Annotated in this window: 12 protein-coding genes, 4 tRNA genes and 1 pseudogene; 8 read left to right on the top strand and 9 right to left on the bottom strand. The window is 76.2% G+C overall.

The features are described 5' to 3' along the window. Positions 1 to 133 precede the first annotated feature (133 nt). Complete coding sequence (locus GC089_RS11820) at positions 134 to 3,124, top strand: glycosyl hydrolase (protein ID WP_155377830.1); 2,991 nt, start codon at positions 134 to 136, stop codon at positions 3,122 to 3,124. Positions 3,125 to 3,236: 112 nt separating this feature from the next. Here GC089_RS11820 and GC089_RS11815 read toward each other — a convergent pair. Together GC089_RS11815 and bcp are read right to left on the bottom strand one after the other, a co-directional pair. Then, positions 3,237 to 3,322, bottom strand: a tRNA-Leu gene (locus GC089_RS11815). 46 nt (positions 3,323 to 3,368) lie between these two features. After that, complete coding sequence (gene bcp, locus GC089_RS11810) at positions 3,369 to 3,836, bottom strand: thioredoxin-dependent thiol peroxidase (protein ID WP_155377829.1); 468 nt, start codon at positions 3,834 to 3,836, stop codon at positions 3,369 to 3,371. Positions 3,837 to 3,949: 113 nt separating this feature from the next. Between bcp and GC089_RS11805 the strand changes: the two genes are divergently transcribed. From GC089_RS11805 to GC089_RS18445, 4 genes are all read left to right on the top strand, one after another. After that, positions 3,950 to 4,246: a co-chaperone GroES gene (locus GC089_RS11805; RefSeq protein WP_155379183.1), complete on the top strand. Its 297-nt coding sequence runs from the start codon at positions 3,950 to 3,952 to the stop codon at positions 4,244 to 4,246. A gap of 88 nt (positions 4,247 to 4,334) precedes the next feature. After that, positions 4,335 to 4,694, top strand: a complete 360-nt coding sequence (locus tag GC089_RS11800) for a hypothetical protein (protein WP_155377828.1) — start codon at positions 4,335 to 4,337, stop codon at positions 4,692 to 4,694. Positions 4,695 to 4,817: 123 nt separating this feature from the next. Further along, positions 4,818 to 4,893 (top strand) — tRNA-Lys (locus GC089_RS11795). Between the two features lie 170 nt (positions 4,894 to 5,063). Beyond that, entirely contained in the window at positions 5,064 to 6,587 is a 1,524-nt protein-coding gene (locus GC089_RS18445; RefSeq protein WP_196250689.1) for an NAD(P)/FAD-dependent oxidoreductase, read from the top strand. 203 nt (positions 6,588 to 6,790) lie between these two features. Here GC089_RS18445 and GC089_RS11780 read toward each other — a convergent pair whose 3' ends face one another. From GC089_RS11780 to GC089_RS11770, 3 genes are all read right to left on the bottom strand, one after another. Continuing rightward, entirely contained in the window at positions 6,791 to 7,807 is a 1,017-nt protein-coding gene (locus GC089_RS11780; protein WP_155377827.1) for a glycine betaine ABC transporter substrate-binding protein, read from the bottom strand. A 157-nt stretch (positions 7,808 to 7,964) separates the two neighbouring features. Next, positions 7,965 to 8,735 carry an ABC transporter permease gene (locus tag GC089_RS11775; protein ID WP_155377826.1) on the bottom strand — a complete coding sequence of 257 codons (771 nt, stop codon included), beginning with the start codon at positions 8,733 to 8,735 and terminating at the stop codon, positions 7,965 to 7,967. Further along, complete coding sequence (locus GC089_RS11770; RefSeq protein ID WP_370513994.1) at positions 8,723 to 9,547, bottom strand: ABC transporter permease; 825 nt, start codon at positions 9,545 to 9,547, stop codon at positions 8,723 to 8,725. Before GC089_RS11770 ends, GC089_RS11775 begins: the two co-directional genes overlap by 13 nt. A 113-nt stretch (positions 9,548 to 9,660) precedes the next feature. On the opposite strand from GC089_RS11770, the gene GC089_RS11765 reads away from it, so the two are divergent. The 3 genes from GC089_RS11765 (at position 9,661) to GC089_RS11755 (ending at position 11,881) form a co-directional block, all read left to right on the top strand. Continuing rightward, positions 9,661 to 10,704, top strand: a complete 1,044-nt coding sequence (locus GC089_RS11765; protein ID WP_370513993.1) for an ABC transporter ATP-binding protein — start codon at positions 9,661 to 9,663, stop codon at positions 10,702 to 10,704. Between the two features lie 60 nt (positions 10,705 to 10,764). After that, positions 10,765 to 11,688: a RimK family alpha-L-glutamate ligase gene (locus tag GC089_RS11760; RefSeq protein WP_196250688.1), complete on the top strand. Its 924-nt coding sequence runs from the start codon at positions 10,765 to 10,767 to the stop codon at positions 11,686 to 11,688. Between the two features lie 120 nt (positions 11,689 to 11,808). Next, positions 11,809 to 11,881 (top strand) — tRNA-His (locus GC089_RS11755). A 165-nt stretch (positions 11,882 to 12,046) separates the two neighbouring features. Here the strand turns inward: GC089_RS11755 and orn are convergent. The 4 genes and pseudogenes from orn to GC089_RS11735 all read right to left on the bottom strand — a co-directional run bounded on the left by orn (position 12,047) and on the right by GC089_RS11735 (position 13,809). After that, a pseudogene (gene orn, locus GC089_RS11750) lies at positions 12,047 to 12,635 on the bottom strand (oligoribonuclease). Between the two features lie 135 nt (positions 12,636 to 12,770). Then, entirely contained in the window at positions 12,771 to 13,076 is a 306-nt protein-coding gene (locus GC089_RS11745; RefSeq protein ID WP_155377824.1) for a hypothetical protein, read from the bottom strand. Positions 13,077 to 13,379: 303 nt separating this feature from the next. Next, positions 13,380 to 13,556 carry a hypothetical protein gene (locus GC089_RS11740; protein ID WP_155377823.1) on the bottom strand — a complete coding sequence of 59 codons (177 nt, stop codon included), beginning with the start codon at positions 13,554 to 13,556 and terminating at the stop codon, positions 13,380 to 13,382. A 180-nt stretch (positions 13,557 to 13,736) separates the two neighbouring features. Continuing rightward, positions 13,737 to 13,809, bottom strand: a tRNA-Arg gene (locus GC089_RS11735). Between the last annotated feature and the right edge of the window lie 135 nt (positions 13,810 to 13,944).

Here is a 13,944-nt window from a genome sequence, read left to right as displayed (position 1 = left end):
CAACGGGGGTCCGCCGGGAGCGAGACGGGCCGACGACGGAGTCGACCCGGTGAGACGGCGGCGCCGCCGCCCCCGGAGGGCGCCGCCAGGGGGTTTCTCGATGCACATCACGTCCTTGCCACCTGGCACCACCATGCCCTCGTCCCCCTCCTCGGGAGGGCGTCCGCGCCGACGGGCGCGCGGCTCCACCGCCGCGCTCGCGGCCCTCGCCGTCGCCGCGGCGGGCGGGCTCGTCCTCGTGCCGCAGGCCGCGTCGGCCGCCGAGGTCGTGCCCGTCGGTGCGGGCAGCTACGCGGCGACGCCGGTCGGGCCCACGCCGGAGGGGTGCGACGCCGTCGAGGCGGACCCGCGGTCCGCGCTGACGGACGACGCCCCGCAGGGTGCGGTGCCGACGAACGACTGGTGGTCCTCCCTGCTGTACAAGCGGCTGGAGTGCCGCACGTCCCAGCCGCTGCACGCCCATCCCGTGTCGTACCAGCCGACGACCGGTGGGCTCGGCCTGTCGACGCCCCGCGAGGCGACGCTGTCCGGCACGCCCGGCGGGATCGGCGAGTTCCACTTCCCGTACACGGAGGACGTCGTCGTCGGGGTCGAGGGCCTCGACGCGCCGACGGTGCAGGTCGCGGACTGGTCGGACTGGACCGTCACGCCGTCGTGGTCCGACGGCGAGCAGTCGCTGCGCGCGACGATCGGGCACGGCCTGCCGGTGAGCTGGTACCACGTGGACGGCGGCGACGCGGTGCTGACGTCCGGCGCGCAGGTGCGCGTGTGGTCGCGCGACGGCGCCACGCTCGGGTTCACCGCGAACGGGCACGACTACGTCGCGTTCGCCCCGTCCGGCGCGTCCTGGACCGTGGACGGCTCGACGCTGCGCTCGTCGCTGGCGGGCAAGGGCTACCTCGCGGTCGGCGCGCTCGCCACGGACGCGTCCGCGACGGACGACCAGCGCCGTGCCGCGCTGCGCGCGCTCGCGCCCGTCGCGTTCGCCGAGGTGACCGACACGCGCGCGGACTACTCCTACCAGCCCGCCGAGGGTGAGGTCGTGACGACGTACCGGCTCACGACGACGCCGCTGGAGGGCAGCGCCCGGGGCACGCTCGTCGCGCTCTACCCGCACCAGCAGCGCTACGTCGACGACGTGGCCGGCGGCAGCGCCTTCGGCACGTACCCCAGCGCACGCGGCACCATGACCGCGTACGTGGACGCGACGGAGTTCACCACCCGCACGCCCTTCACGGGGGTCCTGCCGGAGGTGCCGGCCGTCGCCACCGCCACCGGCGACGCCCGCGCACGCCTCGACGCGCTCCTCGACGAGGTCGCGGACGACCCGATGCCCGTCCTGCGGGCGGACACCTACTGGACCGGCAAGGCCCTGGGACGCGCCACGCGGATCGTCGAGATCGCGGACCAGCTGGGCCGCACGGACCTGCGGGACGCCGCGCTCGCCCGCATCCAGGCGACCCTGACGGACTGGTTCACGGCCGACGAGGGCGAGACCGGCCAGCTCTTCGCGTACGACGCGCGGTGGGGGACGCTCATCGGGTACCCGGGCTCCTACGGCTCGGACACCGAGCTGAACGACCACCACTTCCACTACGGCTACTACGTCGCGGCGGCGGCCACGCTCGCGCGGTTCGACCCGCAGTGGGCCTCCGACGAGGAGTACGGCGGCATGGTCGACCTGCTCGTGCGCGACGCCAACGGCTACGACCGGGACGAGACCCGGTTCCCGTACCTGCGCGACTTCGACGTCTACGCGGGGCACGACTGGGCGTCGGGGCACGGTGCGTTCGTGGCCGGGAACAACCAGGAGTCGAGCTCGGAGGGCATGAACTTCGCCGGCGCCCTCGTGCAGTGGGGCGAGGCGACGGGCGACCGGGCCGTGCGCGACGCGGGTGCGTACCTGTACGCGACGCAGGCCGCGGCCATCCAGGAGTACTGGTTCGACCAGGCCGAGGCGATCCCCGACGGCTTCGGGCACTCGGTGCTCGGCATGGTCTGGGGCGACGGCGGCACGTACTCGACGTGGTTCAGCGGCGAGGCCGAGATGATCCAGGGCATCAACACCCTGCCCATCACCGGCTCGCACCTGTACCTCGGCCTGCGCCCGGACGACGTGGTGGAGAACTACGCCGAGCTGGAGGAGGTCAACGGCGGCCCGCCGACCGTGTGGCAGGACATCCTGTGGAGCTACCTCGCGCTGGGTGACGCGCCCCGGGCCCTGCGGCTGCTCACGCAGAACCCGGGGTACCCGGTCGAGGAGGGCGAGTCCCGCGCGCACACCTACCACTGGATCGCGAACCTGGCGGCGCTCGGCACCCTCGACGCGTCCGTGCACGGCGACAGCCCGCTGTCGGCGGTGTTCACGCAGGACGGCCGGCGCACCTACGTCGCGGCCAACGTGACGTCGCGGACGCGCACCGTGACCTTCTCCGACGGCACCAGCGTCGAGGTGCCCGCGGGGCGCACCGTGACCACCGGCGCGCACCGGTGGAGCGGCGGCGGTGCACCGGGCGGGCCGGTCCCGACGACGTCGCCCTCGCCGACGGCGTCCCCGTCGCCGACGACGTCGCCGACCACGTCCCCCTCGCCGACGGCGTCCCCGACGCCCACCGCGACCCCGACGCCCACGCCGACCGCGTCGCCGACCCCCGCGCCGGGCTTCGAGCTCGCGCTCGGGACGTCGGGACGTCTCGTGCCGGCGCCCGGGGACGACGGGACGCTCACGGTGCCGGCCGCGGTCGGCATCGACACGGCCGTGGAGCCCGCGGGTGCGCTCGTCCTGCAGGCCACCGGCCTGACCGGCCGGGCGACGGGTGCCGCGACGGCGTTCGACCTCGGCGTCGACGCCGGCACGACCGTCGGCAACGCCACGCGGGTCTCGGTGTCCTACGACCTGACCGGGGACGGGACGTGGGACCGCGTCGAGGTGTACCGCTACCTCGCGACGGACCCCCTGCCCGGCGTCGAGCGCTACACGCAGGCGGCCGGGCTCGAGCGCGCGACGGGTGCGCTGGGGGACCTGCGGGACGGCACCGTCCGGGTCGCGCTGTGGAACGCGATCGGGTCCGCCACGAGCACGGTGACGACGGGCGACTCGGTGCTCTCCCTGCCGTTCCGCTGACCGTGACCGGGGCCTGACCCGGACGACGGCACCCGGACGACCACCCGGACGACGGCACCGACGCCGCGGCGCCCCAGGGCCCGCGGCGTCGGTGCCGCGCCGTCCCCGCTCGTGGTGCGGGAGGCGGGAGTCGAACCCGCACGCCCTCTCGGGCACCAGGACCTAAACCTGGCGTGGCTGCCGTTTCACCACTCCCGCGGCCGGTCGAGTGTGGCACACGCGGGTGCGCGGCCACCCGGGCCGGTCAGTCGATGCCGAGGTCGCGGCGCAGCTTGGCGACGTGCCCGGTGGCCCGCACGTTGTACTGCGCGAGCGCGACCGTCCCCTCGGGGTCCACGACGACGGTCGAGCGGATGACGCCGACGACGGTCCGCCCGTAGTTCTTCTTCTCGCCCCACGCGCCCCACGCCTCGAGCACCGCGTGCGACGGGTCCGACGCGAGCGGGAACGTCAGGTGCTCCGCCGCGGCGAACGCCGCGAGCTTGTCCACCTCGTCGGGGGAGACGCCGACGACGGCGTACCCCGCACCCTGGAGGGACGCCAGCGAGTCCCGGAAGTCGCACGCCTGCGTCGTGCAGCCCGGTGTGCCCGCGGCCGGGTAGAAGTAGACGACGACGCGCTGCCCGCGCAGCTGCGAGAGCGTGACGGTGCCGCCGTCGGCGGTCGGCAGCGTGAAGTCGGGGGCGGTGTCGCCGACGGCGAGGCGGGGCACGGGTGCTCCTCGGTGGGGGTGGGGACGGGACGCCGACCACCCTACGTGCGGCGGGTAGCGTCGGACGCGTGAGCGCACCGACCCCGTCCCGCACCGGCGACCTGCCCATCCGCATGCTGAACGACCGCCTCCTCGTGGCCGTGGAGGGCGACCCCGCCGAGCGTCGGTCGAGCGCGGGCATCGTCATCCCCGCGACGGCCGCCGTGGGCAAGCGGCTGGCGTGGGCCGACGTGGTCGCGGTCGGCCAGCACGTCCGCCAGGTCGAGGTCGGCGACCGCGTGCTGTTCGACCCGGAGGACCGCGCGGAGGTCGAGCTCGACGGCAGCACGTACCTGCTGCTGCGCGAGAAGGACGTGCACGGCGTCGCGCAGCCGCGGGGGACCGGTGAGGGAACCGGTCTGTACCTGTGACGTTGTACCGGCTGGGTGCGCGAGGGGCTACGACGCGTCGCACGAGGCGCATGATGGAGGCAACGACGACCCGGGACGAGGTGGCGACGTGGACGTGGGACGGACGGGCCCCGACGGGCCGACCGTGGACGACGGCGCGGTGACGCCCGCCCCGACGACGGACGGGCAGGACGCCGGGACCACCGGCACGCCGGGCGAGGACGTGCCCGCGTCGGTCCAGGCGCTCGAGGAGGCGGTCGGCCTGCACGGCGTCGACGCCACGCAGCACGCGCAGGAGCTGCTGGCCGAGCACGTGCCGCTCACCCTGCTCGTCGACCTCCTCGCACCCACCGGCGACACCTCCGCGGACCTGCTCGCGGACGAGGGACTGCCCGCGGACGCCTGGTGGGACGGCGACGACGGCCGGCCGGACGCGGCCACCGGGTCCAGCGGGTCCGCAGGGGCCTGACCTGCGGCAGCGGGCCGCCGTCCGCGGCCGTCCCGGCGCGTGAGGGTGGTCACACAGGGGGCTGACGGGGGCCTTCCGGTTCGCTCCCGGCGCCCCGGTGCTGCTAATCTCGTCGAGCCGCGCGCGCCTCTAGCTCAATTGGCAGAGCAGCTGACTCTTAATCAGCGGGTTCTGGGTTCGAGTCCCAGGGGGCGTACCAGCCACGAAGCCCCGCCAGGTCCTGACCTGGCGGGGCTTCGTCGTACCGGCCCGGCCCGTCGTGTGCCGGCCCACGTCCCCACCGCCCACGTCCCCGTGGTGCACGCGACCGGCGGCTGGGACGCTGCTGGGGGGTGCCGCGCGGCACCCGGACGGCGACGGGGAGGCAGCGTGGGCAGCGAGGTGCAGGAGTTCGACGTCGTGGTGCTCGGCGCGGGGGCGGTGGGGGAGAACGCCGCGGACCGCGCCTCGCGGACGGGTCTGTCGGTGGCGCTCGTCGAGTCGCAGCTCGTCGGGGGCGAGTGCTCCTACTGGGCCTGCATGCCGTCCAAGGCGCTGCTGCGCGCCGGGGACGCGCTCGCCGCGGCCCGGGACGCGCCCGGTGCCGCCGCCGCGGTGACCGGGGACGTCGACGTCGCCGCCGTGCTCGCCCACCGGGACGAGGTGACGTCCCACTGGGACGACGCCGGGCAGGTCTCGTGGGTCGAGGGGGCCGGGCTCACCCTGCTGCGCGGGCAGGCGCGCTTCACCGGGCCGCGCGAGCTCGTCGTGACGCACGAGGACGAGGACACCCGTCTCGTCGCACGGTGCGCGGTCGTCGTGGCGACGGGCTCGGCGGCGGACGTCCCGCGCGCCGGCGGGCTCGGCGACGTCCGGCCGTGGACCAGCCGCGAGGCGACGAGCGCGCACGTGGTGCCGTCCCGTCTCGCGGTCGTCGGAGGTGGCGTCGTCGCCGTCGAGATGGCCACGGCCTTCGCGGACCTGGGCAGCACCGTGACGGTGCTCGTCCGGGGCGACCGGCTGCTGCCCCGGGCGGAGCCCTTCGCGGCGCAGGCGCTGGCGGACGCCCTGGCCGCCCGCGGGGTGCGTGTCGCGTTCGGTGCGTCGGTCGTCGCGGCGGCGCGGGACGACGACGGCGTGCACCTGACCGTCGAGCACGGTGGGCCGGACGGGTCTGGTCCCGCGGGCGACGGGCCGCGCCGCGAGCAGGTCGACGCGGACGAGGTGCTCGTCGCCACCGGCCGACGGCCGAACACCGAGGACCTCGGCCTCGAGAACCTGGGGCTGCGCCCGGGGGACGCGCTCGAGGTCGACGACGCGCTGCAGGTGCGGGGCGTCGAGGGCGGCTGGCTGTTCGCGGTGGGCGACGTCACGGGCCGCACGGGCACGACGCACCAGGGCAAGTACGACGCGCGGGTCGTCGGTGACGTGGTCGCCGCCCGGTTCGACCCGCGCCCGGACGGCGCGGAGCCGGGGCCCGGGGTGCCGCGCGGGCTGTCCCGGCACGCCGAGGCGCAGGCCGGTCCGTGGAGCCGCTACCGGGCGACCGCGGACGCCGCGGCCGTGCCGCAGGTCGTGTTCACGCGACCGCAGGTGGCGTGGGTGGGACGGACGGAGGCCGAGGCGCGCAGTGCCGGGCTCGACGTGGCCGTCCTCGGGTACGACCTGGGGTCGCTGGCGGCGGCGAGCGTCACGGGCGAGCACTACGAGGGGCGCGTGCAGGTCGTGGTCGACCGGGCGCGCGACGTGCTCGTGGGGGCCACGTTCGTCGGGCCGGACGTCGCCGACATGCTGCACGCGGCGACCGTGGCGGTCGTCAGCGAGGTGCCGCTCGACCGGTTGTGGCACGCCGTGCCGTCCTACCCGACGCTCAGCGAGGTGTGGTTGCGGCTGCTGGAGCAGGACGGACGCTGACCGCTCCGCCGCCCGGGGCCGGCGCGTCACGCGACGCGCCGGCCTCGGCCGGCAGGAACCGTGAGCGGTCCTCACTCCTGCCCGGTCTCACTCCTGCCGGTCCTCACTCCTGCCCTGTCCTCACTCCTGCCGGTCCTCACTCCTGCCCTGTCCTCACTCCTGCCGGTCCTCACTCCTGCCCTGTCCTCACTCCTGCCGGGTCCTCACTCCTGCGCGGACGCGAGCGCGCCGTCCGAGGAGAGCACGAGACCGATGGCGGCGTCGCCCTGCCGCAGGGCGGTCGCGATGAGGGAGAGCTCGAACGACCGGAACTCGGCGATGTCCAGACCGTAGGTCTCCTCGAGCCCGACCTGGCAGAACGGCCGCTCCGGGCACTCGGGCGGACCGGCCAGCACGAGGCCGCCGCAGGTCTCGGCCAGGTCGGACAGCGTGGCGACGTCGTGCTCCTGCGCGAACTCGGCGGTCACGGCGAAGGCGTTCTGGTCCTGGGCGTCGGACGGTGCGCCGACCACGAGGCCGCTCTGCTCGGCGAGCGGCGTGAGCGCGGCGACGGTCTCGTCGACGTCCGCGCTCGCCCCGGCCTCGGCGTCGGGACCGTTCACCTGCGCGCTGAGGTAGGTCGTGAGCGTCGCCGCGTACTCGGGGACGACCGCCAGCGTGCCGTCCTGCAGCGCGGGCAGGTACGTCTCGCGCGAGCCGATGCTCTGCGCCTGGGCGTCGAAGCCCGCGCTGCGCAGCACCTCGGCGTAGATCTCGGCGAGCGTCAGGCTCTCGGAGAAGTTGGCCGCACCGACGGTCAGGGCGGTGCCCGCACCGGTCTGCTCGTCGGCGGCGAGGCCCTCGTCCGCGACGAACTCCCGGGCGACCTCGCTGGACGTGCGCCGGTCGATGTCCACGGCCTTGTTCAGCTCGATGAGCCGGTCCGTGTCGAGCGCCGCCGAGACGCGGTCCAGCAGCTCGACGACGACGGGGTGCTGCTGCGCGACCTGCGCGTTGACCGCGGGGATCACGTTGTCCGCGTTCTGAAGGCCCTGGTCGTCCTCGAGCACGACCAGGCTCTCGCCCGCGACGGGCTCGCAGGTGGTGAGGCCGGAGCTGCTCGTGGAGGTCGGCTCGGCCCGTCCGCCGCCGGAGCCGGGCGCACCGCACCCGGCGAGGGCCAGCGTGGCGACGGCGAGCGCGGCGAGCGTGCCGGTGCGGGTGCGCCGTGTCGTGCGCATGGGGTGCTCCTGTCGGTGTGGTGGCCGCGGGTCGACGGCCGGGACGTGCGGGATCTGGTCGGGGTCGCGGTGGGCGCCGCGTGCGGGGGTCCGCCGGTGCGCCGCGGACCGCGGCGGGACGGCCCGGTGCGTGACGGGGCGTGTGCGTGAGGGGGCGTCAGGACCCGGGACGGGGCCCATTCGACCGGCCGCCGCTGCCGGCGGCAACCGGAGCTCGTGCCGGTCTGCGGCCGCGGCGCCGCGCGACGTGCCGTGCGGCACGGTCCCGCGCGCGCAGGCCGGCCGGCGTGACCGCCCGCTCGGCCACCGCCAGGGCCGCCTCCACGAGCAGGCAGAGGGCGGCGACGAGCACGCCCCCCGCGAGGGCCTGGCCGTAGCGCTGCGTCCCGAAGCCGGTGACGACGACCGTGCCGAGGCTCGTGCCGCCGACGAGCGCCGCGAGCGGCACGGTGGCCAGCACCTGCACCGCGCCCGTGCGGATGCCGGCGGCGACGAGCGGCACGGCGTGCGGGACCTCCACCGACCACAGCACGCGGGCGGGCGACATGCCGACGCCCCGTGCGGCGTCCCGGACGGCCGGGGGCACGCCGGCGACGCCCGTGACCGCGTTGGCGAGCACGGGCGGCACCGCGAACACCGCGCACGCCACGGCGGTCGCCCCGTTGCCGAAGAACCCGCTGGCCGCGAGCAGCATGAGCAGCGCGAGCGTCGGCAGCGCGCGCGTCGTGTTGGCGACCACGACGGCGACGGTGGCGCCCCGTCCGCGGTGGCCCAGCCACAGCCCGAGGGGGAGCGCGACGGCGACCGCGAGCAGCACGGCGACCGCCGACACCTGCAGGTGGTCGACCGTCAGCGCGAGCACGCCGCGCCGGCCCGTCCAGTTGAGCGGGTCGTTGAGCCAGCGCACGGCCTCGGTCAGGACGTCCACGCCGCCCCCGTGCCCGCCCGCCGGCGCGCCGCCGCCGGGGTGCGCGCGCCTGCGCCCTCCCCGGCCTCGCTCCCGTCCGTGGCCCCGGCGCCGTCGCCGGCGCGGTCAGCGGCCGGCGGCGCCGTGCCGTCGGCGCCCCGGGACGCGCGCCGCCACGGCACGAGGAGCCGGCCGAGCGCCGCGAGCAGCAGGTCGGCGGCGAGCGCGAGCAGCAGGCACAGGAGCGTGGCCGTCACGACCTCGGCCCGGTAGTTGCTGCGGAAGCCGCGGAACATCAGCTGCCCGAGCCCGCCGTAGCCGACCACCACGCCCACCGTCACCAGCGCGACCGTGCTCACCGTCGCGAGGCGCAGGCCGGTCACGACGGCGGGCAGCGCCTGCGGCAGCTCGACCGCGAGCAGCGTGCGGGTGCGGCCGTAGCCCATGCCGCGTGCCGCGTCCCGCACCGCCGGGTCCACGCCCTGCAGGCCCGCCAGCACGTTGCGTACCAGCACCAGCAGGGCGTACAGGACCAGCCCGATGAGCACGGTCGTGCGTCCGATCCCCGTGTACGGGGCGAGGACGGCGAACAGCGCGAGCGAGGGGACCGTGTACAGGACCCCGGTCCCGGCCAGGACCGCGCCCGCGACCCGGGGCCGCACGTGCGCGAGGGCCGCGAGCGGCAGGGCGAGGGCGAGGGCGAGGAGCACCGCCTGCGCCGTCAGGGTCGCGTGCTGCTCGAGGTGGCGCAGCACGTCCTGCCCGTTGCGCTCGAGGTAGGTCCACGAGAGCCACGGGTTCGCAGGGGCGGCGCCGACCGCACCGGGAGGCACGCGACGACCGTAGCCACGGGGTCCGACACGCGCCCGCCGTCCCGCGGCCGGCAGGGGGTGCCCGTGGCGGGCCCGGTCGCCGTCGTCGGTGGCCGGCAGTAGCGTCCCTGCCCGTGACGGACGACGACGGTCGTGCTCCGGCCATCCGGTTCGAGCGCGTGCGCAAGGAGTACGCGGGGTCGGTCGCCGTGGACGACCTGTCGCTGACGGTGCACGAGCACGAGCTCCTCGTGCTCGTCGGCCCGTCGGGCTGCGGCAAGTCGACGACGCTGCGGATGGCGAACCGCCTCGTGGAGCCGACGTCGGGACGCATCCTGCTCGGCGACGAGGACGTCACCCACGCCGACCCCGTGCGGCTGCGCCGTCGCATCGGGTACGTGATCCAGGACGTGGGGCTGTTCGGCCACCGCACGGTCGCGCAGAACGTCGCGACGGTCCCCGGGCTGCTCGGCTGGGACCGCGCACGCACGCGGCGGCGCGTGGGCGAGCTGCTCGAGCTCGTCGGCCTCGACCCGGACCGCTACGGGCGGCGCTGGCCCCACGAGCTCTCCGGTGGCGAGCGGCAGCGGGTCGGCGTCGCGCGCGCGCTCGCGGCGGACCCGCCGGTGCTGCTCATGGACGAGCCGTTCGGGGCCGTCGACCCCGTCGGCCGCGCCCGCCTGCAGACGGAGTTCCTGCGCCTGCAGCGGGAGCTCGGCACCACGGTGATGATGGTCACGCACGACGTGGACGAGGCGGTCCGGATGGCGGACCGTGTCGTCGTCCTCGCCGCCGGTGCCCGGGTCGAGCAGGTCGCCCCGCCGCTGGAGGTCCTCGCCCGGCCGGCGTCGCCCGCCGTGGCCGACCTCGTGGGCCGCGGCCGCACGGCCCGCCTGCTGGCGCTCGGCCGGCTCGCGCGCGAGGACCTCGACGCCCCGGGGGACGCGACCGGTCCGCACGGGGGCGGGGTGCTGCGCGTCGGGGACGAGCTGGGCGACGTCGTCGCGGCGCTCACCCGCGCGCTGGACGTCACCGGCACGCCGGTGCTCCCCGTGCTGGAGGGGGACCGGCTCGTCGGCTCGGCCGGCGCGCAGGTCGTCCTGCGTGCGCTGCACCGGCTGACCGCCGAGGGCGAGCGGCGCCCGGCCCCGGCGGAGCAGGGACCGGCGGCGACCTGACCGGGCCGGTGTCACCGCCCGGCCGTCACGCGGTCACACGCCGTGGGTACAGTGCCCCTCGTGAGCGAACCGACGGCACGCCTCGCCCTGGCCACCTGCGCCGAGCTGCCCGACCTCGATGCGGACGACCACCCGCTGCGGGCCGCGCTGGCGGACCGCGGCGTGCCGACGGACGCCGTGGTGTGGGACGACCCGACGGTCGACTGGGGCGCCTACCCGCACGTCCTCATCCGGTCCACCTGGGACTACAGCGACCGGCCCGCGCAGTTCGCCGACTGGACGCGTCGGGTCGAGCGGACGTCGACGCTCCTCAACCCGGCCGACGTCGTGACGTGGAACATCGACAAGACGTACCTGCGCGACCTGGAGCAGCGCGGCATCCCGATCGTGCCGACGATCTGGCTCGACCCCGAGCGGCAGATGAACGCCCGCGCGATCCACACGCGGTTCCCGGCGTTCGGCGACTTCGTCATCAAGCCCACGGTGAGTGCCGGGTCACGCGACACGGGCCGCTACGACGCCGGCGAGACCCCGTCGCGCTCGCTCGCGATCACGCACGCGAAGAACCTGCTCGCGGTGGGCCGGCACGTGATGCTCCAGCGCTACCTGACCCGGGTGGACACGGAGGGTGAGACGGCGCTCGTGTACGTCGACGGGGAGTTCAGCCACTCCGTCCGCAAGGCGCCCCAGCTCGAGGGGCCCTACCGCGCCGCCGACGCCGAGGGTGTGCTGCACCGGGACGAGGCGATGACCGCGCGGGACGCCACGGACGTCGAGCGCGCCCTTGCCGACCGCGTCGTGGCGACGCTGGCGGAGGTGTTCCCCGACCGCGCACCGCTGCTCTACACGCGCGTGGACCTCATCCCCGACGACGAGGGCAACCCGGTCGTGCTCGAGGTCGAGCTCACCGAGCCGTCCCTGTTCCTCGCGCACGCGGACGGTGCGGCGGAGCGGTTCGCGGACGCGGTCGCGGCGCGCCTGTGACCGGCCCCACCCCGCCCACGGGTCTCCCGGTGGCGAGACGCACGCCCGGCACCCGCTACACTTTCCGTCGGCCCTCCGCGTGAGCGAGGGGTTCTCGGTGCGCCCCGGGCGCACCCGATGGTGGCTATAGCTCAGTCGGTAGAGCACCTGGTTGTGGTCCAGGGGGTCGCGGGTTCAAGTCCCGTTAGCCACCCGTGTGAGGCAGGGCGTCGGTCGTCGGACCGGCGCCCTGCGTCGTCCCGGCCGTCGTACGGGCCGTCGTCCCGCGCAGCGCCGTCCCGCGCAGCGCCGTCCCGCGCAGCGCCGCGGGTCCGGCTCGGCGCCCGGCTGCGCAGCCGGGCGCCGCGCGTCCCGGCGCTCACTCGGCCAGGAAGCCCCGCTTCACGCTCGTGGCGACCACGTCGGCAGCCGCACGGCGCGCCGTCGCCGAGTCGGGCCCCGGGGCCGGCGGCAGCAGCGCCGCCCGGTAGTAGCGCAGCTCGTCGATGCTCTCGAGGATGTCGGCCAGCGCACGGTGCCCGCCGTTCTTGCCGGGGCGGCGAAGTAGACCCGCGGGTACCAGCGGCGCGCCAGCTCCTTGATCGACGAGACGTCGACGACGCGGTAGTGCAGGTGGTTGACGAGCTCGGGCATGTCCCGGTCGAGGAACGTCTTGTCCGTGCCGACGGAGTTGCCGGCGAGCGGCGCCTTGCCGGGCTCGGGCACCCACTGCCGCACGTAGTCCAGCACCTGCCGCTGCGCCTCCTCGAGGGTGACGCCGTGCTCGAGCTCCGGCAGCAGCCCGGAGGTCGTGTGCATCGTGCGCACGAAGTCGCCCATCTGCGCGAGCGCCGCCGGCGGGGGGCGATGACGACGTCCACGCCCTGCCCGAGCACGTTGAGCTCGGAGTCGGTGACGACGGCCGCGACCTCGACGAGCGCGTCGTGCTGCAGGTCCAGGCCCGTCATCTCGCAGTCGATCCAGACGATCCGGTCGGCGCTCGTCTGCGCCGCGGCGCTCGTGGCGGCGGCGGAGGCGTCGGTGCGGTCGCTGCTGGCGGACGTCCCTGGGGTGCTCACGCCGCACAGCGTAGGCGCGCGGCGTCAGCGACCGTGTGACCGCGGTCCGGAGGACCACCCGTCCGGGGTCTGCGCGCGCCTGTCGTCGGTGTCCTGCGGGGGCGGCGGCACGGTCGACGCGAGCGCCGCGGCGACGACCACGAGCACCGCCGCGGCGGCGGCGAGGGCGGTGGCCGACCTCCCCGTGATCCCCGTCCAGTGCAGCGCACCGAGCACGGCGCCTCCCGTCAGCGCCCCCAGTGCGAGGCGCCCGGCCCACCGCAGGGCGGCGGCGGCGAGACGACGGGGCCACGGTGCCGCCGGCTGCGCCCCGGTCGCGTGGCGGCCCATCAGACGGGCTGCCGGCGTCGGACGGGTCGGGCCATGGCGTCATGGTGGCACGGGCGGCGGCGCGCCGGGGTCGTCCGGTCGCCGCTGGGCGAGCACGGCGCAGACGTCGGGCCCGTGCTGCTCCGCCACGCGTCGGACGAGGTCAGACCCCCGGGGAGCGGGGACGGGGGCGGGCGGGCGCCGGGGGCGCGCACGAGCCCGGCGTCGGACCATCGCCCCGGGTGCGGGTCCCCTGCACGAGCACGGCCCTCGCCCGGTGTCCGGGCGAGGGCCGTGGTGCGGCGGGGTGCGTGGGCCGGGCGCTCACGACGTGAGCGTCCACTCCCGGCGGTGCGCGGGACGGGGGCGATCCGGCGGGCGACCGGTGGCGTCCGCGCGGCGTACGGCGCGGCGCTGCTCGCGCGTGCGCAGCCGGGCGGAGGCGGTGAGCCGCTCGCGGTGGTCGGAGCGGACGGCGTCGTAGGTGCTGAGCGGGTGCACGGCTGCCTCCTGGGCGTGCGGCGGCGCACCCCGGGGTCCGGGGTGGTCGCGAGCGGGTGTCGGTGGTGCCATCCCACCAGCGCGGACGCGCGGTGTCACCGCATTTGTCCGGGGCACAGGCGGCGCACCGGCGTGGTGCGGCGGCCCGCAGGAGGCGGCCGAGCGCGTCGCCGGCCTGGGCGCCCCCGGCAGGACTCGAACCTGCAACCGACGGATTAGAAGGCCGTTGCTCTATCCGTTGAGCTACGGGGCCGACGCCGACCACCTTAGTGGCGGGGGCGGTGCGGGCGCCCGGTGCGCGGCCTCGCCGTCGCGGGGGCGCCACGGTTCCCGAGCCGTCACCCGCGTGCCGCGTTTGGCCTGGTCACGGAAGGGACCGAGAATGGGT

Origin of the sequence: Cellulomonas sp. JZ18, from assembly GCF_009720485.1 — a bacterium.
Classification (GTDB): domain Bacteria; phylum Actinomycetota; class Actinomycetes; order Actinomycetales; family Cellulomonadaceae; genus Cellulomonas.
This window is presented reverse-complemented; position numbering and strand designations above follow the sequence as displayed.